At 71.0% G+C, this 20,607-nt stretch carries 23 protein-coding genes; 20 read left to right on the top strand and 3 right to left on the bottom strand.

What is annotated here, in order from left to right:
• The first annotated feature begins 136 nt into the window (after nt 1–136).
• The 9 genes from rpsP (at nt 137) to VF557_19450 (ending at nt 5,692) form a co-directional block, all read left to right on the top strand.
• Nucleotides 137–736, top strand: coding sequence for a 30S ribosomal protein S16 (gene rpsP, locus VF557_19410; protein ID HEX8082384.1), 600 nt, complete (start codon nt 137–139; stop codon nt 734–736).
• On the top strand, nt 737–976 hold the full coding sequence (locus tag VF557_19415) for an RNA-binding protein (GenBank protein HEX8082385.1): 240 nt from the start codon (nt 737–739) through the stop codon (nt 974–976).
• Nucleotides 977–996: 20 nt separating this feature from the next.
• Nucleotides 997–1,542 (top strand): ribosome maturation factor RimM, encoded by a 546-nt coding sequence (gene rimM / locus VF557_19420; protein HEX8082386.1) that lies wholly within the window; start codon nt 997–999, stop codon nt 1,540–1,542.
• A complete protein-coding gene (trmD, locus tag VF557_19425; protein ID HEX8082387.1) occupies nt 1,539–2,297 on the top strand; it encodes a tRNA (guanosine(37)-N1)-methyltransferase TrmD in 759 nt (252 codons plus the stop codon). The genes rimM and trmD overlap by 4 nt, the downstream gene beginning before the upstream one ends.
• 179 nt (nt 2,298–2,476) lie before the next feature.
• The gene (rplS, locus tag VF557_19430; GenBank protein ID HEX8082388.1) at nt 2,477–2,833 is read left to right on the top strand and encodes a 50S ribosomal protein L19; all 357 of its coding nucleotides are present in this window, start codon (nt 2,477–2,479) and stop codon (nt 2,831–2,833) included.
• 26 nt (nt 2,834–2,859) lie between these two features.
• Entirely contained in the window at nt 2,860–3,987 is a 1,128-nt protein-coding gene (lepB, locus tag VF557_19435; protein ID HEX8082389.1) for a signal peptidase I, read from the top strand.
• Nucleotides 3,987–4,457, top strand: coding sequence for an NUDIX domain-containing protein (locus VF557_19440; protein ID HEX8082390.1), 471 nt, complete (start codon nt 3,987–3,989; stop codon nt 4,455–4,457). The genes lepB and VF557_19440 overlap by 1 nt, the downstream gene beginning before the upstream one ends.
• Entirely contained in the window at nt 4,458–5,372 is a 915-nt protein-coding gene (locus VF557_19445; GenBank protein ID HEX8082391.1) for a ribonuclease HII, read from the top strand.
• Entirely contained in the window at nt 5,369–5,692 is a 324-nt protein-coding gene (locus VF557_19450; GenBank protein ID HEX8082392.1) for a DUF2469 domain-containing protein, read from the top strand. Before VF557_19445 ends, VF557_19450 begins: the two co-directional genes overlap by 4 nt.
• A gap of 19 nt (nt 5,693–5,711) precedes the next feature.
• Here VF557_19450 and VF557_19455 read toward each other — a convergent pair whose 3' ends face one another.
• Complete coding sequence (locus VF557_19455; protein HEX8082393.1) at nt 5,712–5,849, bottom strand: YegP family protein; 138 nt, start codon at nt 5,847–5,849, stop codon at nt 5,712–5,714.
• A gap of 236 nt (nt 5,850–6,085) precedes the next feature.
• Nucleotides 6,086–7,330, bottom strand: a complete 1,245-nt coding sequence (locus VF557_19460) for an ATP-grasp domain-containing protein (GenBank protein ID HEX8082394.1) — start codon at nt 7,328–7,330, stop codon at nt 6,086–6,088.
• A 456-nt stretch (nt 7,331–7,786) separates the two neighbouring features.
• Between VF557_19460 and VF557_19465 the strand changes: the two genes are divergently transcribed.
• The 5 genes from VF557_19465 (at nt 7,787) to VF557_19485 (ending at nt 13,433) form a co-directional block, all read left to right on the top strand.
• Entirely contained in the window at nt 7,787–9,088 is a 1,302-nt protein-coding gene (locus VF557_19465; GenBank protein HEX8082395.1) for an ATP-grasp domain-containing protein, read from the top strand.
• A 136-nt stretch (nt 9,089–9,224) separates the two neighbouring features.
• Nucleotides 9,225–9,581 carry a YraN family protein gene (locus tag VF557_19470; GenBank protein HEX8082396.1) on the top strand — a complete coding sequence of 119 codons (357 nt, stop codon included), beginning with the start codon at nt 9,225–9,227 and terminating at the stop codon, nt 9,579–9,581.
• Nucleotides 9,581–11,110 carry a YifB family Mg chelatase-like AAA ATPase gene (locus tag VF557_19475; GenBank protein ID HEX8082397.1) on the top strand — a complete coding sequence of 510 codons (1,530 nt, stop codon included), beginning with the start codon at nt 9,581–9,583 and terminating at the stop codon, nt 11,108–11,110. Before VF557_19470 ends, VF557_19475 begins: the two co-directional genes overlap by 1 nt.
• 95 nt (nt 11,111–11,205) lie before the next feature.
• Entirely contained in the window at nt 11,206–12,426 is a 1,221-nt protein-coding gene (dprA, locus tag VF557_19480; protein HEX8082398.1) for a DNA-processing protein DprA, read from the top strand.
• 32 nt (nt 12,427–12,458) lie between these two features.
• A complete protein-coding gene (locus tag VF557_19485) occupies nt 12,459–13,433 on the top strand; it encodes a tyrosine-type recombinase/integrase (GenBank protein HEX8082399.1) in 975 nt (324 codons plus the stop codon).
• Nucleotides 13,434–13,529: 96 nt separating this feature from the next.
• Here the strand turns inward: VF557_19485 and VF557_19490 are convergent, their stop codons facing one another.
• Entirely contained in the window at nt 13,530–13,997 is a 468-nt protein-coding gene (locus VF557_19490; protein ID HEX8082400.1) for a M23 family metallopeptidase, read from the bottom strand.
• Between the two features lie 504 nt (nt 13,998–14,501).
• Here VF557_19490 and rpsB point away from each other — a divergent pair.
• The 6 genes from rpsB (at nt 14,502) to rlmN (ending at nt 20,521) form a co-directional block, all read left to right on the top strand.
• The gene (gene rpsB / locus VF557_19495; GenBank protein HEX8082401.1) at nt 14,502–15,518 is read left to right on the top strand and encodes a 30S ribosomal protein S2; all 1,017 of its coding nucleotides are present in this window, start codon (nt 14,502–14,504) and stop codon (nt 15,516–15,518) included.
• Between the two features lie 150 nt (nt 15,519–15,668).
• Nucleotides 15,669–16,493, top strand: a complete 825-nt coding sequence (gene tsf / locus VF557_19500; GenBank protein ID HEX8082402.1) for a translation elongation factor Ts — start codon at nt 15,669–15,671, stop codon at nt 16,491–16,493.
• A 91-nt stretch (nt 16,494–16,584) separates the two neighbouring features.
• Nucleotides 16,585–17,409: a UMP kinase gene (gene pyrH, locus VF557_19505; protein HEX8082403.1), complete on the top strand. Its 825-nt coding sequence runs from the start codon at nt 16,585–16,587 to the stop codon at nt 17,407–17,409.
• 46 nt (nt 17,410–17,455) lie between these two features.
• Nucleotides 17,456–18,019, top strand: a complete 564-nt coding sequence (gene frr / locus VF557_19510) for a ribosome recycling factor (GenBank protein ID HEX8082404.1) — start codon at nt 17,456–17,458, stop codon at nt 18,017–18,019.
• A complete protein-coding gene (locus VF557_19515) occupies nt 18,019–19,356 on the top strand; it encodes a phosphatidate cytidylyltransferase (GenBank protein ID HEX8082405.1) in 1,338 nt (445 codons plus the stop codon). The genes frr and VF557_19515 overlap by 1 nt, the downstream gene beginning before the upstream one ends.
• 67 nt (nt 19,357–19,423) lie before the next feature.
• On the top strand, nt 19,424–20,521 hold the full coding sequence (rlmN, locus tag VF557_19520; protein ID HEX8082406.1) for a 23S rRNA (adenine(2503)-C(2))-methyltransferase RlmN: 1,098 nt from the start codon (nt 19,424–19,426) through the stop codon (nt 20,519–20,521).
• Nucleotides 20,522–20,607 lie beyond the last annotated feature (86 nt).

Below are 20,607 nucleotides of genomic sequence, written 5' to 3' on the forward strand. Positions count from 1 at the left end.
ATGACTGGCTGAGTACCGGCCAGCTTTCGGACCCTCTAGCCGATCGCCGGCCAGTCCATCAGGACTACCCGCCGCGGTGTTCCCCACCCACCGGCGCTCTGGCCCGTCCCTGCACCTACTGGAGTGAACGACACCCGTGGCAACCAAGATCAAGCTCACTCGCGTCGGCAAGATGCGCGAGCCGCACTACCGCGTCGTCGTCGCCGACGCCCGCACCAAGCGCGACGGCCGGTCCATCGAGACGATCGGCGAGTACCACCCCAAGAACGACCCGTCGATCATCCGCATCGACGCCGACCGCGCCGCGTACTGGCTCGGCGTCGGCGCCCAGCCCACCGAAGCGGTGACCGCGATCCTGAAGGTGACCGGCGACTGGCAGAAGTTCAAGGGCCTGCCGGCTCCCGAGCCGATGCTGATGGCTCCGGCCAAGCCTGACAAGCGGGCCCTGTTCGACGCGGCGCTGAAGGACTCCGAGGGCGAGCCGGCCGTCGAGGCCACCACCCCGCGCAAGAAGGCAGCTCCCCGGCGGGAACAGGCTGAAGCCGCACCCGCCGCTGAAGCCGCGCCCGCCGCCGAAGCCGCGCCCGCCGCCGAAGCCGCGCCTGCCGCCGAAGCCGCGCCTGCCGCCGAAGCCGCACCCGCTGCTGAGGCTGTGCCGGCCGCGACCGACGCCGCCGCCGAGGGCACGCCGGCCGCCGACCCCGGCTCCGACGCTCCCGCCGAGGCGGGTAGCTAAGTGCTCGAAGAAGCCCTTGAGCACCTGGTTCGCGGCATCGTCGACCATCCTGACGACGTCGTCGTCGACCTGGTCGACAACCGGCGCGGCCGCCGGCTCGAGGTCCGGGTGCATCCCGATGACCTCGGACGGGTGATCGGCCGCAACGGCCGCACCGCCAAGGCATTGCGCCAGGTAGTCAACGGCGTGGGCGGCAAGGGCATCCGGGTCGACGTGGTCGACACGGACGAGGGCCGCTGACCACCGAGCCAGAGTCCACGGTGAACGGATCGACCGGCGGCGACGGCGGCCCGGATTCCCAGGTCGTCGCCGTCGGCCGGGTCGGCAAGGCGCACGGCATCCGCGGCGACGCCTTCGTCGAGCCGTGGACCGACGCGCCGGACGAGCGGTTCAGCCCCGGAGCCCGGCTCAGCACCGAACCCGCCGACCGCGGGCCGTTGACGGTGGAATCCGCGCGGCAGCACTCCGGCAAGCTGGTCGTGCACTTCGCCGGTGTCGATGACCGCAACGCGATCGAGGCGCTGCGCGGCACCGTGCTGCTGGTGCCGGCCTCGGCCCGGCCGCCCATCGAGGATCCGGACGAGTTCTACGACACCGACCTGATCGGCCTGAACGTGCGCACGGTGGACGGCCAGGCGCTGGGCCCGGTCACCGACGTGCTGCACTCGCCGGCCGGCAGCCTGCTGGCCATCGACGTCGCCGGCCGTGAGGTGCTGGTGCCGTTCCGGACCGAGTTCGTGCCGACGGTGGACCTCGCCGCCGGCATCGCCGAGGTCGACCCGCCGGACGGGCTGCTGGAACTGTGAGCGACGAGCCCACCGCCGGCGAGGCCGCGCCGGATCTACCGGTCCTGCCGGACCTGTCGGTCGACGTGGTGACGATCTTTCCGGAGTACCTTGCCCCGCTGCGCGAGTCGCTGCTCGGCAAGGCCATCGAGCGGGGCCAGGTCCGGGTGGACGTGCACGACCTGCGGAACTGGACCGACGATCCGCACCGCAGCGTCGATGACACCCCGTACGGGGGCGGCCCGGGCATGGTGATGCTGGCCGAGCCGTGGGGCCGCGCGCTGGACGAGATCGCGCCGCCGGACGCCGCCGACCAGCCGCGGCTGGTGGTTCCCGGCCCGGCCGGCCGTCCGTTCAGCCAGGCAGTGGCCCAGGAGTTGGCCGGCCAGCCGTGGCTGCTGTTCGCCTGCGGGCGTTACGAGGGCATCGACGCCCGGGTGCTGGAGTACGCCGGCCAGCGGATGGCCGTGGACGAGATCAGCCTCGGTGACTATGTGCTGTGCGGCGGCGAGGTGGCCGTGCTGGTGATCATGGAGGCCATCGCCAGGCTGATTCCGGGGGTGCTCGGCAACGCGCTCTCAGCGCACCAGGACTCGTTCAGCCCGGCCGTCGGCGGCCTGCTGGAGGCCCCGGCCTACACCAAGCCGGCACTCTGGCGCGGCCTGCCGGTGCCTGAAGTGCTGCTCTCGGGCCATCACGCCATGATCGAGCGGTGGCGTCGGGAGCGTTCGGTGGAGCGGACCCGGAGCCGGCGGCCGGATCTGCTCGGGGACTGAGCCGCGAGCCCGGTTTCTCAATCACGGGTCGTTATGGCACCCTTGAGGGGTTGCCCGGCGGCTGCTCCGCGGTCGGCTGCGGCGCACCTACAAGCCCAGACATACCCGTTCACAGTCTCGACCGAGACTCGTACGCGCCCCCGCGCGTCCGGGTCGCCACCGAAGGAAGCAGAGTCACCATGAACACCTTGCAGACGCTGGATGCCGAATCGCTGCGCAGCGACATCCCGGATTTCCGGGCCGGCGACACCCTGAAGGTGCACGTGCGGGTCATCGAGGGCTCGCGCTCCCGGGTGCAGATCTTCCAGGGCGTCACCATCCGTCGCCAGGGCGGTGGCCTGCAAGAGACCTTCACGGTCCGCAAGATCAGCTTCGGCGTCGGCGTGGAGCGCACCTTCCCGGTGCACACCCCGGTCATCGAGAAGATCGAGGTGGTCACCCGCGGCGACGTCCGGCGCGCCAAGCTGTACTACCTGCGTGACCTGCGCGGCAAGGCCGCCAAGATCAAGGAGAAGCGGGACGCGATCACCCGCTAGTCCGGATACTTCTCCTGACTCGCGAGGTGTCGAACTCGGATATGGGCTACGACGCCAACGAGCGCTCCGATCCCTCGATGTCTGCCGTGCCCAAGGACGGCGCTCCCGCCAAGGACGGCGTGCTTGCCAAGGACGCGGCTCCCGGCAAGGACGCGGCTCCCGGCAAGGACGGCGTGCTTGCCAAGGACGCGGCTCCCGGTAAGGACGCTGCTCCTGCCAAGGACGGTGGTCCGGCGGTGACCGGCGACAAGTCGACGGCTCCCGGCACGAAGGCGGCCGCGAACAAGAAGGCTGAGCGCCGACGCCACCGGCTGGCCAAGTTCGAGCTGCCGTTGCTGATCGTCATCGCGATCGGGATCGCGGTCGTGCTCAAGACCTTCGTGGTGCAGCCGTTCTACATCCCGTCCCAGTCGATGGAGCAGACCCTGCACGGCTGCCCCGGCTGCACCGGGGACCGGATCCTGGTGTTCAAGCCGGTCTATCAGGTCCGCGATCCGCATCCCGGCGACGTGGTGGTGTTCCGGGCTCCGCACGACTGGGACGAACTGGCCGGCGTGCAGCTGTCGACCAACCCGGTGCTGCGCGGCGTGCAGATGTTCGGCCAGCTGGTCGGGGTCGTGCCGCCGAGTGAGAAGGACCTGGTCAAGCGGGTCATCGCCGTCGGCGGGCAGACCGTGCGCTGCTGTGACAGCAACGGCAACGTCGAGATCTCCGACAGCGGTGCCGAGGGCCCGTGGCGCAGCCTCGTCGAGCCCTATGTCTTCGAGAACAGCTCCTGGAGCAAGCCCAAGGCGCCCGGCCTGCGCAGCGCCGACGACACCCGCAGCTTCGGCCCGGTGACGGTGCCCGAGGGCAGGCTCTGGGTGATGGGCGATCACCGCAGCGACTCAGCGGACTCGCGCTACCACTGCGGTAACACCACCGGCGGCAAGGGCTGCGATCCGATGAACAGCACGGTGGGCGTCGACGACGTGATCGGCAAGGCGGTCGTGATCGCCTGGCCGCCGTCGCGCTGGCGAACCATCGGCACCCCCGCGACCTTCAACTCGTCAGCCGCTCCGAGCTGGGGCGGCTTGCCGGCCGAGCCCGCGGCGGCGGCCCTGCTGGTCACGGCGGGGATCGGCGGCTGGCGGCGCCGGCGTCGCCGCCGGTGATGGCCGAGCTCGATCAGCCGATCGCCCGCCAGGCCGGCCGGATCTTCGTGCTCGATCGGCAGCAGCGGGTGCTGCTGATGCACGAGCGGCGCGACATCGGTTCGGACCGGTCGCACTGGATCACCCCGGGTGGCGGCGTGGAAGCCGGTGAGAGCCTGGCCCAGGCCGCGATGCGCGAGGTGTACGAGGAGACCGGTCTTCGGCTGGAGCTGGACGCCGAAGCCGAGCCGATGTATCAGGAGCGGGTGTCCTTTCACTTCGCCGGGCAGGACTTCGACCAGGTCAACTTCTACTTCCTGGTCCAGGTGTCCGGTGATCCGCCGGTGCGGCCGGCCGGGCACACCGAGATCGAGCGTCTGGTGGTGCTCGGCTACCGCTGGTGGCCGCTGGCCGAGCTGGCCGCCTCTGACGTGGAGCGCGAGCCGGTGACTATGGTCGAGTTGATTGAACGAGCACTGGCGGTGAGATAGGTGGCAACGACAGCCCGCAGAGCGCCGACCCTTCGTTACGAGCGCGAGGTGTGGCGATCGGGCGCCGGCCTGCTGGCCGCGATCGACGAGGTCGGCCGTGGCGCGCTGGCAGGCCCGGTGTCGGTCGGCGTGGTGCTGCTGTCGGCTGACACCAAGCCCGCGCCGCTGGGAGTGGCCGACTCCAAGCTGCTCACCCCGCAGGCCCGCCAGCGGCTGGTGCCCCGCATCCGGCGGTGGGCGCTGGACTGCGCGGTCGGGCACGCCTCGGCCGCTGAGATCGACCGGATCGGCGTCATCGCCGCGCTCCGGCTGGCCGCTGAGCGGGCCGTCACCCAGCTGAGCGTCAAACCGGACTGGGTGTTGCTGGACGGCAACCACGACTACCTCAGCGTCTCCGATGACGGCCTGTTCGATCGGGCCTTCGACGTGGCCGGTGACGAGCCGGACCGCTGGCGCTGCCGGGTCCCGGTCCGAACCCTGATCAAGGGCGACCTGAAGTGCTCCTCGATCGCGGCGGCCTCGGTGCTGGCCAAGACCGAACGCGACGGCATCATGATCTCACTGGCCCAGAAGTACCCGCAGTACGGCTTCGATGAGAACAAGGCCTACTCCTCGACCCAGCACTTCGCCGCACTGGTCGAGCACGGGCCCTCAGAGATCCACCGGTGCTCCTGGAACCTGCCGGGCCGGGCCGGCTGGTCGCCGTGGGCCGGCTGGGCGGGCCTGACCGAGCGGGCCAGGCAGGCTGAGATGACCGAGCTCGACGAGCTGCCCGAGCTGCTGGAGGTGCCGCAGCGAGCCCCGGCGGCAGCCGCCGCCGGGATTGCCAGCACTCCGGACTTGCCGGACAACCTGACCACCAACCACGCGATGGGTGATGATGAGCAGATGATGTCCTTGGGGATCGCCCGATGAGTGCCGAAGACCTTGAGAAGTACGAGACCGAGATGGAGCTGCAGCTCTATCGCGAGTACAAGGACATCGTCGGCCAGTTCAGCTACGTGGTCGAGACCGAGCGCCGGTTCTACCTCACCAACGACGTCCAGCTGGTGCCGCGCAACGCCGACGGCGAGGTGTACTTCGAGGTGACGATGCGCGACGCCTGGGTGTGGGACATGTACCGGCCGGCCAGGTTCGTCAAGAACGTCCGGGTGCTGACCTTCAAGGACGTCAACGTCGAGGAGCTGGAGAAGCCGGACCTGGACCTGGGCGGCAAGGGACCGTTCGGCGCCTGACGGCGGTGGCGTTCAGCCGCTAGCCCTCGTCCTCCGTGGTCGCGCCGGCGGCTCCGGCTTTGATCAGGTCGATCGCCTCACTCGCCGACCGCTTGTCGACGTACTGCTCGCTGTGGGTCAGGATCTTGCCGTTCGAGGCCACGATCCGGAACGACACGCCGCATCGGATCTGTGAAAAGGAGCTCGCCGGCCGCGTCAAGGGGGTTATTCGGTGAATCGAATATTCGTCTTCCTGTCATTTCGCTCGGGTGGTCAGGTGCCTGCAAGGTGCGCTATTGCATCGGCAACGGCCCTGCTGCCAGAAATTCTCACGCCGGGTCCCAAGCGCTCTTTCACACTTCGATCCATTCGTTCGGGAAAAGAATGGATTCGCCGGTTGATTAACTCAGCACCTCACTCCCCGCGAATGATCAGCGCCCGCTCGGCCGCGTCAAGTGCCGCGACGCACTCGGTTTCGGTCTCGGCCACCGCGGTGGCATAAGCCGCCCGGCCGAACGTGGTGCCGGCCGGCGGCGGAGACAGCACCTCGCCCGGCTCGGCCAGCGCGGCGGCCAGATCCAGCGCCGGGCAGTCCAGGTCCGCGAAGCGGATCTCCGAGACCGTGGTGTCCGGCTCGTCGACGTAGAAGAACCGCACCGCGGCGGTCCGGCTCCGGGTCGCGGTGATCGTCGGGCTGATCCCGCAGGACACCGCGGCTGCCACCGCGCCAGGCTCGATGCCGGTGGCGCACTGGCCCAGATAGGGGATCAGATCACCGCCCAGGCGGGCATTGACCTCTATCACCTTGGGGCCGGCCGGGGTCAGCTTGAACTCGGTATGGGTCATGCCGTCGGAGAAGGCCAGCGCGTCGTGGGTGTCCTGCAGGATGCGCAGCAGCTCCGGGTCGTCCAACAGCGGTTCCCGGGCCGCCACCAGGTGGCCCACCTCCTCGAAGTACGGCGGGTAGGCCACCTGCTTGTGGGCCACGAACAGCGGCAGCACCCGACCGGCGTGCACGGCCGCGTCCACGCTGATCTCCGGTCCGGTGAGGTACTCCTCGACCAGCACCAGGTCATAGCGCCAGGCGCCAGGCACCGTGGTGTCGCGGGCGAAGGCGTAATAGGCCGCCAGCTGCTCGGGGTCATCCACCCGGACCACGCCGAGACTGGCCGCCATCGCGCGCGGCTTGAGCACCACCGGATACCCGATCTCGGCCGCCACCGACAGCGCCTCGGCGGCCGAGGACACCATCACCGAGCGTGGCTGCGGCACCCCGGCCTCCGCCAGCGCGGTCCGGGTCAGGTGCTTGTCGCGGCAGCGCAGCACCATCTCCGGATCCCCGCCGGGTAACTGGAGCGACTGGGCGACCTTCGCCGCTTGCAGCACCCGCGCCTCGTCCCAGGTGAGCACCCCGTCGAACGGCGCGTGCGCGGCGGCCTGCTTCGCGGCCAGAATCATCTGCTCACCGTCGATGGTGTCCTCGAAGTCCACCACCGACCAGCCCTCGACGTACTGCCTCTCCCAGCCCGCCTCGTGTCCGATGAGCAGGTGCACCCGGTAGCGCGGCGCGATCGACGCCAGCAGGTACTCCCGGTAGGGCCGGCCGCCGGTGCCCACCACCAGCAGCCGGGGGTGGGTCGGGTCAGGGGAGCCGTTCATGCCGCTCATCTCCTCAAGGCAGCAGGCGTGAGTGCTTAAAGATTCAGCCTTGGCGTGACTGCTCCGGATCATCCTCAAGGGATGCCGATAGTGCCGCACAGGCAGCTGAACCTCGCACAGCAAAACACGGCTGAGGTCGATTGTCACTGGCTAACTGCCCGGCGCTGCCTTACCAGGAGTTCGGGGGCGCAGACGTATTGACGATCGGTGATAAGGAGGGTGAAGAGGCTATTGACGACGACGTATGCCGGAGTACTGTCGCTTCCATCGTAAGTGCCTGACGAGGCGCCCACGGGGATATCCGCTTGGCGGACTTCATTTATCGCTACCGTTCTTTCGGCATGCTCAGGTGATTTCTCGCCACAGTTCAGGTCCGGCTGAACGAGAGGTGCCACCTATGAATATCGGGTGCGGTCCGGCGCGGTTCAGCGCCGTCACCGGGTCAGCGGGTGCGCGGTGAAGCTGCTCGCCGTCGAGGCCCAGCAGTGGGCCCAATACATGTTGCCGAGATACCAGATGGCTGACGAGCTCGGCGCCGACCTGCACCTGGTGCTGGGCGTCGGTGACCCCGGCTACTGGCCGGGCCGCTGCCGGGTCGCCGGCTCGGCCTCGATCGACGCGCTGATCGCCACCGCCCGGGACTGGCACGCGCACGAGCATTTCGACGGCGTGCTCACTTTCTCCGAGATGTCGGTGATCGCCGCCGCGGCAGTCGCCGACGCGCTCGGCCTGCCCGGCATCGGCGTGGACGCTGCCGTCAACAGCCGCAACAAGTACCTGATGCGCCTGGCGCACGAGCGTGGCGGGGTGCCGCACCCGCGCTTCCGATTGGTGCCCGACCTGCCCTCGGCGCTGGCTGCCGCGGCCGAGTTCGGCTACCCGGTGATCCTCAAGCCGACGCTGGGATCGAGTAGCAGCTTCGTCTTCCGAGTCGACAACCCCGCCCAGCTCGAGCAGCGATTCGCCGATGCCAGCGAGGGGATCGAGCGAATGCTGGCGTTCCGGCTGGAGGTCCAAGGCGTGGACATCGGTCCGCAGGGCCTGCTGGTGGAGTCCTTCCTGGACGGCAACGAGCACCTGTTCGAGGCACTGGCCTGGGACGGTGAGCTGTTCATCGGCTCGGCGGTCGACCGGGTCACCATGGAGGGGGAGACCTTCGACGACGACGTGCACGTCGCGCCGTCCACGCTCAGCGACTCCCAGCTTGCCGAGGTTCACTCCGTCATCGCCGCGGCGGCCGAGGCCCATGGCCTGCGCCGCAGCACGATGCACGCCGAGATCCGGATGCACGACGGCCGGCCGCACCTGGTCGAGCTGGCCGCCCGGCCCGGCGGCGGTGAGCTGCACCTGGTCGCGCGGGTCACCGCCGACTTCTGCCCGATCCAGGCCAGCATGGATGTGGCCCGGGGCGTGCGGCCTGACGTCCATCACTACCGGCCGACCGGGGTGCACATGATGGGCACCTGTCTCATCAGCGACGCCGGCCAGCTGGAACACGTGGTGGTCCCGCCCGAGGTGAGCGAGTCCGAGCACACCCTGCGGGCCCGGATCCTGCAGCAGCCCGGCGCCACCATCCTGCGCCCGCCGGACGGCAACAACATCCTCGGCTTCCTGGTGGTGACCGGGGACTCGCACGAGCAGACCAAGCAGCGTCTGGAGGACTTCGTCGACCTGATCGAGGTCAAGATGGTCGGCGAGCCGGCGGGCCGGTGCCAGACTCCCTGGGCGCGACTGCGCCCGGCGGCGACCGCGAGCTGATCAGCCGCACCCGCGGGGAGCCGTTGCCGCTCGCGGCGACCGTCACACTGGCGGTGCCTGTCCACAGCATCGGTCGCTGTCCACATTCGTGCAGCGGAGCCCGTGCTGATGCCGTGGGCCGGGCAGGGTCAGGTCCATGCACTTCAAGGACGCGCTGGGACGCTACGGCGAAGCGATCGCCGCGCGCTGCCTCACCGACACCGGCCATCGGCTGATCGAGACCAACTGGCGCTGCGCTCGCGGTGAGATCGACATCATCGCCGCCGTCGGCCGCACGCTGATCATCTGCGAGGTCAAGACCCGGTCCTCGCTGGCTTTCGGCGAGCCGGCCGAGGCAGTCGACGAGGCCAAGGCCCGCCGGTTGCGGCTGCTGGCCGCCCAGTGGCTGGCCGAGCACCCCGGCAGCTGGGAGTCGATCCGCTTCGACGTGGTGTCGGTGCTGCGCCGGGCGCGCGGACCGGCGCAGGTGCGGCACCTGCGGGCGGCGTTCTGATGGCGCTGGCGAGCACCCTGTCGATCGCGCTGTCCGGGGTGTCCGGACGGCTGATCGAGGTAGAGGCAGACCTGTCGGCCGGGCTGCCGGGCCTGACGTTCACCGGGCTGCCCGACGTCTCGGTGCTGGAGTCGCGGGACCGGATCCGGGCGGCGGTGCTGAACTCCGGTTTCAGCTGGCCGAACAAGCGGATCACGGTGGCGCTGCTGCCGGCTGACGTCCGCAAGTACGGCTCGGTCTTCGACGTGGCGCTGGCGATGTCGGTGCTGGCAGCGGCCGGCGAGGTTTCCGCCGAGGCGGTGTCGGGGGTGGTGTGGCTGGCCGAGTTGGGTCTGGACGGCCGGCTGCGGCCGGTCCGGGGCGCGCTGCCGGCGGTGCTGGCAGCACGCCAGGCCGGGGTCCGCACCGTCGTGGTGTCACCGGGCAACTGTGCCGAGGCCGCGCTGGTGACCGGCCTGGACGTGCTGGTGGCGACCTCGTTGGCCGAGATCGTGCTGGCGCTGCGGGGCGGGACGGCGCTGGCCAGCGCCCCGGCCGACCAGCCTGAGCCGGCCGCGCCCTTGCCCGACCTGGCCGACGTGGTGGGCCAACCGGTGGCCCGCCGCGCTTTGGAGATCGCCGCCGCCGGGGCGCACCACCTGCTGCTCGAAGGAGCGCCGGGCGCCGGCAAGACCATGCTGGCCGAGCGGCTGCCCTCGATCCTGCCCGAGCTCGAGCCGGCCGAGGCGCTGGAGGTGACCGCGATCCACTCGGTGGCCGGCGTGCTGCCCGGTGGCGCCGGCCTGCTCCGCCGGCCGCCGCTGCAGGCGCCCCACCACACCTCCTCGATGGCGGCCCTGGTCGGGGGCGGCACCGGCCTGGGCCGGCCGGGTGCGGCCTCGCTGGCGCACCGCGGCGTGCTGGTGCTCGACGAGGCGGCGGAGTTCAAGCCGACCGTGCTGGACTCGCTGCGCCAGCCGCTGGAATCGGGGGAGATCGTGCTGCACCGGACCGGCGGCGCGGTCAGCTACCCGGCCCGGTTCCAGCTGGTGATGGCGACCAACCCCTGCCCGTGCGGGGCCAGCAAGGACATCGACTGCTCCTGCACCCCCGATGCCCGCCGCCGGTACCGGCGTCGGCTGTCCGGGCCGTTGCTGGACCGGATCGACCTGCAGATCCCGATCGACCCGGTCTCGCGCACCGAGCTGATGCAAGATCGAGAAGCCCGCGAGCCCAGCGCCGTGGTGGCTGCCCGGGTGGCCGGCGCCAGGGCGGCGGCACGCGAGCGGTGGGCGCCGTTCGGGTGGAGCACCAACGCCGAGGTTCCCGGGCCGGTGCTTCGCTCGCGCGGTTGGCGGCCGCCGCGCCAGGCGCTGGCCCAGCTGGACTCCGAGATCGAGCGCGGCGGGCTGAGCGCCAGGGGCTGTGACCGGGTGCTGAAGCTGTCCTGGACGCTCGCGGACCTGGCAGGCCTGGCCGGTCCCGGCTCGGCCGAGGTGTCCGAGGCGATCTGGCTGCGGACCGGCCGGGCGGCGGTGATGTCGGCATGAGCGCCCGTTCCGCAGCGGCCGGGACCCCGGGCGGGACAGTGATTGCGGGCCAGGCCGCTGCGGATCGAAAGGCCGCGAAGCATGAGCAGCTCCAGTTGGCCGGCGCCTATCTGAGCCGGGTCGCCGAGCCGGCGTCGGTGCCGCTGTGGATGTTCGTCCAGCGGCACGGTTACCTGACGGCCGCAGCCGCGATCCGAGCCGGTGACGTGCCCGCCGAGGTCGCCTCCTGCACCGAAGCGCGCCGGACCGCCGCCGATCCGGAGGCTGACCTGGCGGCGGCGCAGCGCAACGGCATCCGGCTGCTGACCCCGGCCGATGAGGACTGGCCGCATTTCGCGTTCGCGGCCCTGCAGGCCACCGCACGGCGGCGGGTGGCGCAGTGGCAGGCCGGGGTGCGGGCCCGACCTGAGCGGGGCGAGCTGATCCCGCCGCTGGCGTTGTGGGTCCGGGGCGCAGGCGAGCTCAGCGCGGTCGGCTTCCGCTCGGTCGCGGTGGTGGGCTCGCGGGCCGCCACCGCCTACGGCGAGCACATCGCGTCCGAGTTCAGCTATGGCCTGGCCCAGCGCGGCGTGGTGGTGGTCTCCGGCGGCGCCTACGGCATCGACGCGGCGGCGCACCGGGGCGCGCTGGCGGCCGGCGGCTGCTCGGTGCTGGTGTCGGCCGGCGGCCTGGACCGGCCCTATCCCAGTGGGCACCGCCACCTCTATGACCGGACCGCTGAGCAGGGGCTGCTGGTGAGTGAGCGGCCGCCCGGCAGCGCTCCGCACCGGCAGCGGTTCCTCTCACGCAACCGGCTGATCGCCGCACTCGGCGCGGCCACGCTGGTGGTCGAGGCGGCTCACCGGTCGGGCGCGCTGAACAGCGCCGGCTACGCCCGGGACCTCGGCCGCCCGGTGCTGGCGGTGCCCGGCCCGGTCACCTCGGCGATGTCGGCCGGCTGCCACCGGCTGATCCAGCGGGACGAGGAGCCGGCCCGGCTGGTGACCAGCGTCGCCGAGGTGCTGGCCTACTGCGGCTCGGCTGAAGTCGAGATGGACGCCGGGGGACCGGCTGCCGGCCGGCCGCCAGCTGCGGGCGGACCGGCCGCCGCCAGCGGACCGGCGGCCTGGCAGCACGCTTACGACAGCCTGGACGTGGTGGCTCGCTCGGTGCTCGACGGCTTTCCCGGCCGGCGGCGCAGCGTCACCGAGGCAGAGCTGTCCCGGCTCAGCGGCCAGCCGATCAGCCAGGTGATCGCGGCGCTGCCGGTGCTGCAGGGCCTGGGCCTGATCACCGCAGCCCGGGAGGGGTACCGGCTGGCCAGCGTGGCGAGTTGACCAAGGCCGGCCCCGCGCGCACTGTCAGCGGCATGACCGGGTCCTCCAGCGCCGCGGCTGCTCGCCAAGGTCACCGGCGGGTCGACGTGGCCGCGCTGCGCCAGGAGCTGGGGCCGGACCTGCTCGGGATACTGGCCGACTTCGAGCGGTTCCTGCGGCTGGAGCGAAACCGGTCCGCGCACACCGTCGCGGCCTACCTGGGCGACATCACCCAGCTGCTGCACCACCTGCGCTCCACCGGTGAGACCGAGCTGCGGGCCCTGGACCTGCGGCTGCTGCGCGGCTGGCTTGGCAGCCAGCACCAGGCCGGGGCGTCGCGCACCACGCTGGCCAGGCGAGCGGCTGCCGCCCGGACGTTCAGCACCTGGGCGTTCAAGAACCAGCTGATCGCCGCCGACGTCGCCGAGCTGCTGGTCAGCCCCCGGCCGCACCGCTCGATTCCCGCGGTGCTGTCAGCCGGTGAGGCAGGGCAGGCGATCGACTCGCTCGGCGGCGACGAGCCCGAGCAGCTGCGCGACCGGCTGGTCATGGAGTTGCTGTACGGCACCGGCATCCGGGTAGCCGAACTGGTCGGCCTGGACCTGGCCGACCTGGACCGCAACCGCCGGGTGCTGCGGGTGATCGGCAAGGGCGACAAGCAGCGCGCCGTGCCCTACGGGGTGCCGGCCGCGGACGCCCTGCAACGCTGGCTGGAGCAGGGCCGGCCGAAGTGGGCCACTCCGGCGTCCGGCCAGGCGCTGTTGCTGGGGCGGCGCGGCGGCCGGCTCGACCAGCGGGCGGCACGCCGGGTGGTCAACGAGGTCACCGCCGACCTGGCGGGCGGCTCAGGCCTGTCACCGCACGGTCTGCGACACAGCGCGGCCACCCACCTGCTCGACGGCGGCGCCGACCTGCGGGCCGTCCAGGAACTGCTCGGGCACGCCAGCCTGGCGACCACCCAGATCTACACCCACGTCTCCGTCGACCGGCTGCGCACCAGCTTCGAGCAGGCCCATCCGCGAGCCTGAGCGAGCTGCGGAGGCTCTACCCGCCTTCGGGAGGGTTCTCGCCGGCTTCAGGCGCGAGCGATCCGCCTGAGGCGGCAGAGTCGCTGAGGGCTGAGGCTAGTTCCAGGGCAGCAGCCGGACCACCCCCAGCGGCCTGAGCAACGACATCGGGTCCAGGTAGGCCTCGCCCCGGCGGGCGCCCCAGTGCAGGCACATCGCCGGCGCGCAGCTGCGGTGGGCGCCGCGCAGCACGCCGATCCGCTGGCCGGCCAGCACTCGCTGCCCGGGCGCCACCACGGCGGCCACCGGCTCGTACACGGTGCTGACGCCGTCCGGATGCACCAGCACCACCACCCCACGACCGGCCACCGGCCCGGCGAAGCGCACCGTCGCGGCACCGGCGGCCAGCACCTCGACTCCGGCCGAGGCCGTCAGATCAACCCCCAGATGACCCCGGCCGTACCGGTCAGCAGGCGGGTTGAACGGCGTCCGCACCCGCATTCCACCGCCCAACGGCGCGTGGTAGAGCGGATCGACGGATCCTCGCGGCGGGGCCGCCGCCGACACCGCAACCGGTCCCGTCACCGCAACAACCCCCGACCCCTCAACCACCCCGGCCGGCCCGCTCCGGGCGGTGGAAGCGGCCGGAGCGCTCCCGCTCGCCGCCAGGACCATCGCCACGATCGCCGCGCTCATCAGGTGCATCCGCCCACCCTGCGGGTGTAGGACGCCCGACGGCGGCTGCCCCACCAAGTTGTGGACAGCCCGACCGCCGGAACCGCAGGCTGTCCACAAGCGCCCGAGCCGGCAACGGATACCGCCCCGCCCACCCCGCTCGCCACCGCGATTGTGTGCCACAGCGGCCGGGACGCTAGACTTCCCCTGCGCCCGGTGAAAGCCGGGTGACTTCGCGTGCCCACCTGCCGATCGTCAGCAGGTAGCGGCCAACTTCGGTCCGGCTCTCACCAGCCGGCGCTGGCCGCGATACCCGGCACCAGGGTGATCGACCATCCGGTCCGATCACGACAACCGAGGCCGCGCAGCCGCCCGTCAGGGCGCCCGCGCACGAACGCAAGGAGGACGCGCCCGATGGCCGTCGTCACCATGAAGAACCTGCTCGACTCCGGAGTCCACTTCGGACACCAGACCCGGCGCTGGAACCCGAAGATGAAGCGGTTCATCTTCACGGAGCGCAACGGCATCTACATCATCGATCTGCAGCAGACGATCGGCTACATCGACCGGGCCTACGAATTCGTCAAGGAGACGGTCGCCCACGGCGGCACCGTCCTGTTCATCGGCACCAAGAAGCAGGCGCAGGAGGCGATCGCCGAGCAGTCGACCCGGGTCGGCATGCCCTATGTCAACCAGCGCTGGCTCGGTGGCATGCTCACCAACTTCTCGACCGTCTACAAGCGGCTGCAGCGCCTGAAGGAACTCGAGGCGATGGAGGAGAACGGCTGGGAGGGCACCGCCACCAAGAAGGAGCAGCTCATCCTGACCCGCGAGAAGATCAAGCTCGAGCGCACCCTCGGCGGCATCCGCGAGATGACCAAGACCCCCAGCGCGGTCTGGATCGTCGACACCAAGAAGGAGCACCTGGCGGTCGCCGAGGCGCACAAGCTCAACATCCCGGTCATCGCGATCCTGGACACCAACTGCGACCCGGACGAGGTCGACTACAAGATCCCGGGCAACGACGACGCGATCCGCAGCGCCGGACTGCTGACCCGGGTGATCGCCGACGCGGTCGCCGAGGGCCTGATGCAGCGCGCCGGCCTGGCCGCCAACGCCGGCCGCGACGAGAAGCCCGAGCCGGGCGTGCTGGCGGCGGACGAGCCGCTGGCCGACTGGGAGACCGAACTGCTCAAGCCGACCCAGGCACCCGAGGCCACCCCCGCCGCGGCAGCTGCTCCCGCAGCCGAGGCGACTCCGCCAGCCGAGGCGACCGAGCAGGCCGCGCCTGCCGCAGCTCCGGCCGAGGAAGCGGCACCTGCCGCGGCTCCGGCCGAGGAGACCGCAGCCCCGACCGAGGAAGCAGCACCTGCCGCGGCTCCGGCCGAAGCAGCCCCGGCCGACGACGCGGACGCCACGACCGCTTCCTGATAGCCGACTGCCTGAGCAGGCAACCGTCGCCGAGGGCGTCCGTCTCGACGAGGCCGGACGCCCTCGCCATGGGCGAGCCAGGCTCAGCCAGCAGCGCGGCAACCACCCTTCAGACCCACTTCGACTACACGAGAGACGGGACACCTAACGATGGCAATCAGCGCCGCCGACGTGAAGAAGCTCCGGGACGCCACCGGCGCCGGAATGATGGATGCGAAGAAGGCACTCGAAGCCGCTGACGGGGACTTCGACAAGGCCGTGGAGGAGCTGCGGATCAAGGGCGCCGGCAAGGCCGCCAAGCGCGGCGCCGAGCGCCAGACCAGCAACGGCCTGGTCGCCGCTGCCGAGAACGCCATGATCGAGCTGGCCTGCGAGACCGACTTCGTCGCCAAGAACGAGCAGTTCCAGACGCTGGCCGGCGACATCGTCGCCCACTTCGTCGGCTCCTCGGCCACCGATGCCGAGTCGCTGCTGAACGAGCAGCTGGTCGACGGCAAGACCGTGGCCCAGAACATCGAGGCCCTCAACGCGGTGATCGGGGAGAAGATCGAGCTGCGCCGGGCGGTCAAGCTCGACGGCAAGGTCGCGACCTACCTGCACCGCAAGTCCAGCGACCTGCCGCCGCAGGTCGGCGTGCTGGTCGCCTTCGAAGGCGACGACGTCAACGCCGCCCGCGGTGCGGCGATGCAGGTCGCGGCCCTCAAGGCCCAGTACCTGACCCGCGAGGACGTGCCGAGCGAGACGATCGAGAACGAGAAGCGGATCGCCGAGGCCACCGCCCGCGAGGAGGGCAAGCCCGATGCCGCGCTGCCCAAGATCGTCGAAGGCCGCCTGAACGGTTTCTTCAAGTCCGAGGGCGGCGTGCTGCTCGAGCAGTCAGCGGTCCAGGACAACAAGAAGACGGTCAAGGCCATGATGGACGAGGCCGGCGTGAAGCTCACCGGTTTCGCCCGGTTCGAGGTCGGCGCAGCCTGAGAAGCACCCTGATCGCGGCCGAGCCGTTGTCCGCGATTCGGGCCATCATGAGGCAGGATTAAGGAACGTTCGTACGACGAGAGGGGCCGTCATGACCGAGACCGGACAGGCGGCCCTTTTGTCGTCGCAGGACCCGGACATCGACCTGAGCGACGTCGCGACCACGCGCCCAGCGCCGGTCGAGGCCGTCGCCCGTCCCGAGCGCGACCCCTACCGGCGGGTGATGCTCAAGCTGTCCGGCCAGGTGTTCGGCGGCGGCGAGGTCGGCGTCGACCCGGACGTGGTGGCCTCGATCGCCCGGCAGATCGGCGAGGTCAACGACTCCGGCACCCAGGTGGCGGTGGTGGTCGGCGGCGGCAACTTCTTCCGCGGCGCCGAGCTCAGCCAGCGCGGCATGGACCGTGACCGCGCCGACTACATGGGCATGCTGGGCACCGTGATGAACTGCCTGGCGCTGCAGGACTTCCTGGAGAAGGCAGGCGTGCCCACCAGGGTGCAGACCGCGATCACGATGGGGCAGGTGGCCGAGCCCTACGTCCCCCGCCGGGCTGAGCGGCACCTGGAGAAGGGCCGGGTCGTCATCTTCGGCGCCGGCGCCGGCATGCCGTACTTCTCCACCGACACCGCCGCGGCGCAACGCGCGCTGGAGATCGGCTGCAACGTGCTGCTGATGGGCAAGAGCGGCGTGGACGGCGTCTATGACGCTGACCCCAGGACCAACCCGGACGCCGTCAAGTTCGACACCATCAGCTACGACGAGGTGCTCAACCGCGGGCTGCAGGTCGCCGACGCCACCGCCTTCAGCCTGTGCCGGGACAATGGGATGCCGATCGTGGTGTTCGATCTCGCCGACGGCAACATCGCCCGGGTGGTCCGCGGCGAGAAGATCGGCACCCTGGTCGGCCCCGAGGACTGACTGCTCACCGCCTGTCCGGCCGTAACGCAAGAACCAGGAGATTGACGTGATCGACGAGACGCTCTTCGAAGCCGAAGAAAAGATGGAGAAGGCGGTCACCGTCCTGCGCGACGACCTGACCAGCCTTCGCACCGGTCGGGCGGCGGCGAGCAGCTTCGCCCGGATCAACATCGAGTACTACGGCGCCATGACCCCGCTTCCGCAGCTGGCCTCGGTCAGCACCCCGGAAGCCCGGATGGCCGTCATCAAGCCCTATGACGCCAGCCAGCTGCAGGTCATCGAGAAGGCCATCCGCGACAGCGACCTCGGCGTCAACCCGAGCAACGACGGCAACCTGATCCGGGTGATCTTCCCGCAGCTCACCGAGGAGCGCCGCCGCGAGCTGGTCAAGGTGGCCAAGAGCAAGGGCGAGGACGCCAAGGTCTCCATCCGGGCGGTGCGCCGGCACGCCAACGACACCTTCGGCAAGCTGGTCAAGGACAAGGAGAGCGAGGTCGGCGAGGACGACGCCCACCGCGCCGAAGTCGAGTTGCAGAAGGTGACCGACAAGTACGTCGCGGCCGTGGACGACCTGGTCAGGCACAAAGAAGCCGAGCTCCTCGAGGTCTGATGACCGACAGCGTCCAACCGCCGGCTGATGAGCCGGCGCAGCCCGCCGCTGCCGGCCGGCACGGCGGAGGCGCCGGAGTGTCGGCGGCTGAGCTGATCGCCCGGTCCAAGGCCGCCTCGTCCGAGGCCGGTCCGCGGTCCTCGCGTTCTAGCCGGCGAGCAGCCCGAGCTGCCGAGGCCGCGCCGTCAGACGCCGACCCAGCCGCAACAACCGCGCCGCCGGCAACCGCAACAACCGCGCCGATCGCAACAACCGCGCCGCCGGCAGCGACCGTCGAGTCAGCCGCGCCGCCCGCTGCGACCGCGCCGCCGGACCGGCATCTGCGGGTCGTCGAGACGGCACGCTCCACCGGCTCGGACAAGCCGGCCCGCACCGGCCTGGCGCTGGTGGAGCCGCAGCGCACCGGCCAAGCGCTGACCACCGCTACGCCACACCCGCCGGAGGCCCCCAACGGCCGGCGGCCCGTCAGCCCGACCGAGGCCGCCGCGGCGTCGATCAGCACCCCCGAGATCGCCAAGCCGCCGCGCAAGAACCGTTCCGGGCGCAACCTGCCCGCCGCGATCGGCGTCGGCGCGTCCCTGGCCCTGCTCGTCGTCGCCACGCTGGCTGTCTACCGTCCCAGCTTCGTGGTCCTGCTCAGCATCGCGGTGGCCATCGGGGTGTACGAGATGGTGACCGCGGTCGGCACCGTCGAGGCGCGCCCGCCGCTGGTGCCGCTGCTGGCCGGCGTGCTCGCGATGGAGGCGGCGGCCTGGTTCCGCGGCCCGGACGGCCTGGTCGGCGCGCTGTTGCTGACCGTGCTGGGGGTGACGATCTGGCGGCTCGCCGACGGCGCGTCCGGCTACCTGCGGGACGTGGCGAGCGCCAATCTGGTCGCGCTCTACATCCCGTTCCTGGCCGGCTTCGCCACCCTGATGGCCCACGCCGACGACGGGGCCGCCCGGATCGTGCTGTTCGTTCTCACGGTGGTGTGCTCGGACACCGGCGGGTACGCGGTCGGCGTGCTGTTCGGCAAGCACCCGATGGCGCCCACCGTCTCACCGAAGAAGTCCTGGGAGGGCTTCTTCGGCTCGTTGCTGGCCGGCAGCATCGCGGGCGTGCTGATGATGGTGTTCTGCTTTCACCAGCAATGGTGGCAGGGGGCGCTGTTCGGCGTCGCGATCGTGGCCACCGCCACCCTCGGCGATCTGGGGGAGTCGATGATCAAGCGCGACCTCGGGCTCAAGGACATGGGCAAGCTGCTACCCGGTCACGGCGGCGTCATGGACCGGCTGGATTCGCTGCTGCCGTGCGCCCCGGTGGCCTACCTGCTGCTGGCCGCGTTCCTGCCCGGCTGAGGCCGCGCGACGCCCACCTCGGCCATGGCCGCCGACCAGAGCCGATCGTGGGAGAATGGAACACCTGATGACCTCGCTCCCGCTGATCTTCGACACCCCGCGCAAGGCGATGCCCCCGCGCCACCTCGCCGACCTCTCGCCGGCCGAGCGCCGGGCCGCGGTCACCGAGCTGGGCGAGAAGCCGTTCCGCGCCGACCAGCTGTCCCGGCACTACTTCAGCAGGCTGGAGAACGACCCGGCGGCCATGACCGATCTGCCCGCCGCGGTCCGGGACCGGCTCGGCGCGGCCCTGCTGCCGCCCTTGCTGACCGAGGTGCGCCACGTCGAGACCGACCAGGGCACCACCCGCAAGACGCTGTGGCGGCTGCACGACGGCACCCTGGTCGAGAGCGTTCTGATGCGCTACCGCGACCGGCTCACGGTCTGCGTCTCCAGCCAGGCCGGCTGCGGAATGGCCTGCCCGTTCTGCGCCACCGGCCAGGGCGGCCTGAACCGCAACCTGTCCACCGCCGAGATCGTCGAGCAGGTGGCGGCGGCCGCCCGGGTGGCCGCGGCGGGCGAACTGCCCGGTGGGCCGGTCCGGCTGTCGAACGTGGTGTTCATGGGGATGGGGGAGCCGCTTGCCAACTACCAGCGGGTGGTGGCATCGCTGCACCGGCTGATCGACCCGGCCCCGGCCGGTCTGGGCCTGTCGCAGCGGTCGGTCACCGTCTCCACGGTGGGCCTGGTGCCAGCCATTGGCAAGCTCGCCGATGAGGGGCTCAACGTCACGCTGGCGGTCTCGCTGCACGCTCCCGATGACGAGCTGCGCGACACCCTGGTGCCGGTGAACACCCGCTGGAAGGTGCGCGAGGTGCTCGAGGCCGCCGACGCCTACGCCGCGCGCACCGGGCGGCGGTATTCGATCGAGTACGCGATGATCCGCGACATCAATGACCAGCCGTGGCGCGCCGACCTGCTCGGCACCCTGCTGTCCGGCCGGCTGGCGCACGTGAACCTGATACCGCTCAACCCCACCCCGGGTTCGAAGTGGGACGCCTCACCCAAGCCGGTCGAGCAGGAGTTCGTGGCCCGGTTGAGCGACCATGGCGTGCCGGTGACGGTTCGCGACACCCGCGGTCAGGAGATCGACGGCGCCTGCGGGCAGTTGGCGGCCCTGGCGTGATCAGCCGGACAGGCTCGGCAGAGGAGGCTCACGCATGATTAGCCACGATGATCGCCGCAAACCGGCGCATACCTAGGTACGGTTCG

The organism is Jatrophihabitans sp., assembly GCA_036389035.1.
Classification (GTDB): Bacteria; Actinomycetota; Actinomycetes; order Mycobacteriales; family Jatrophihabitantaceae; genus Jatrophihabitans_A.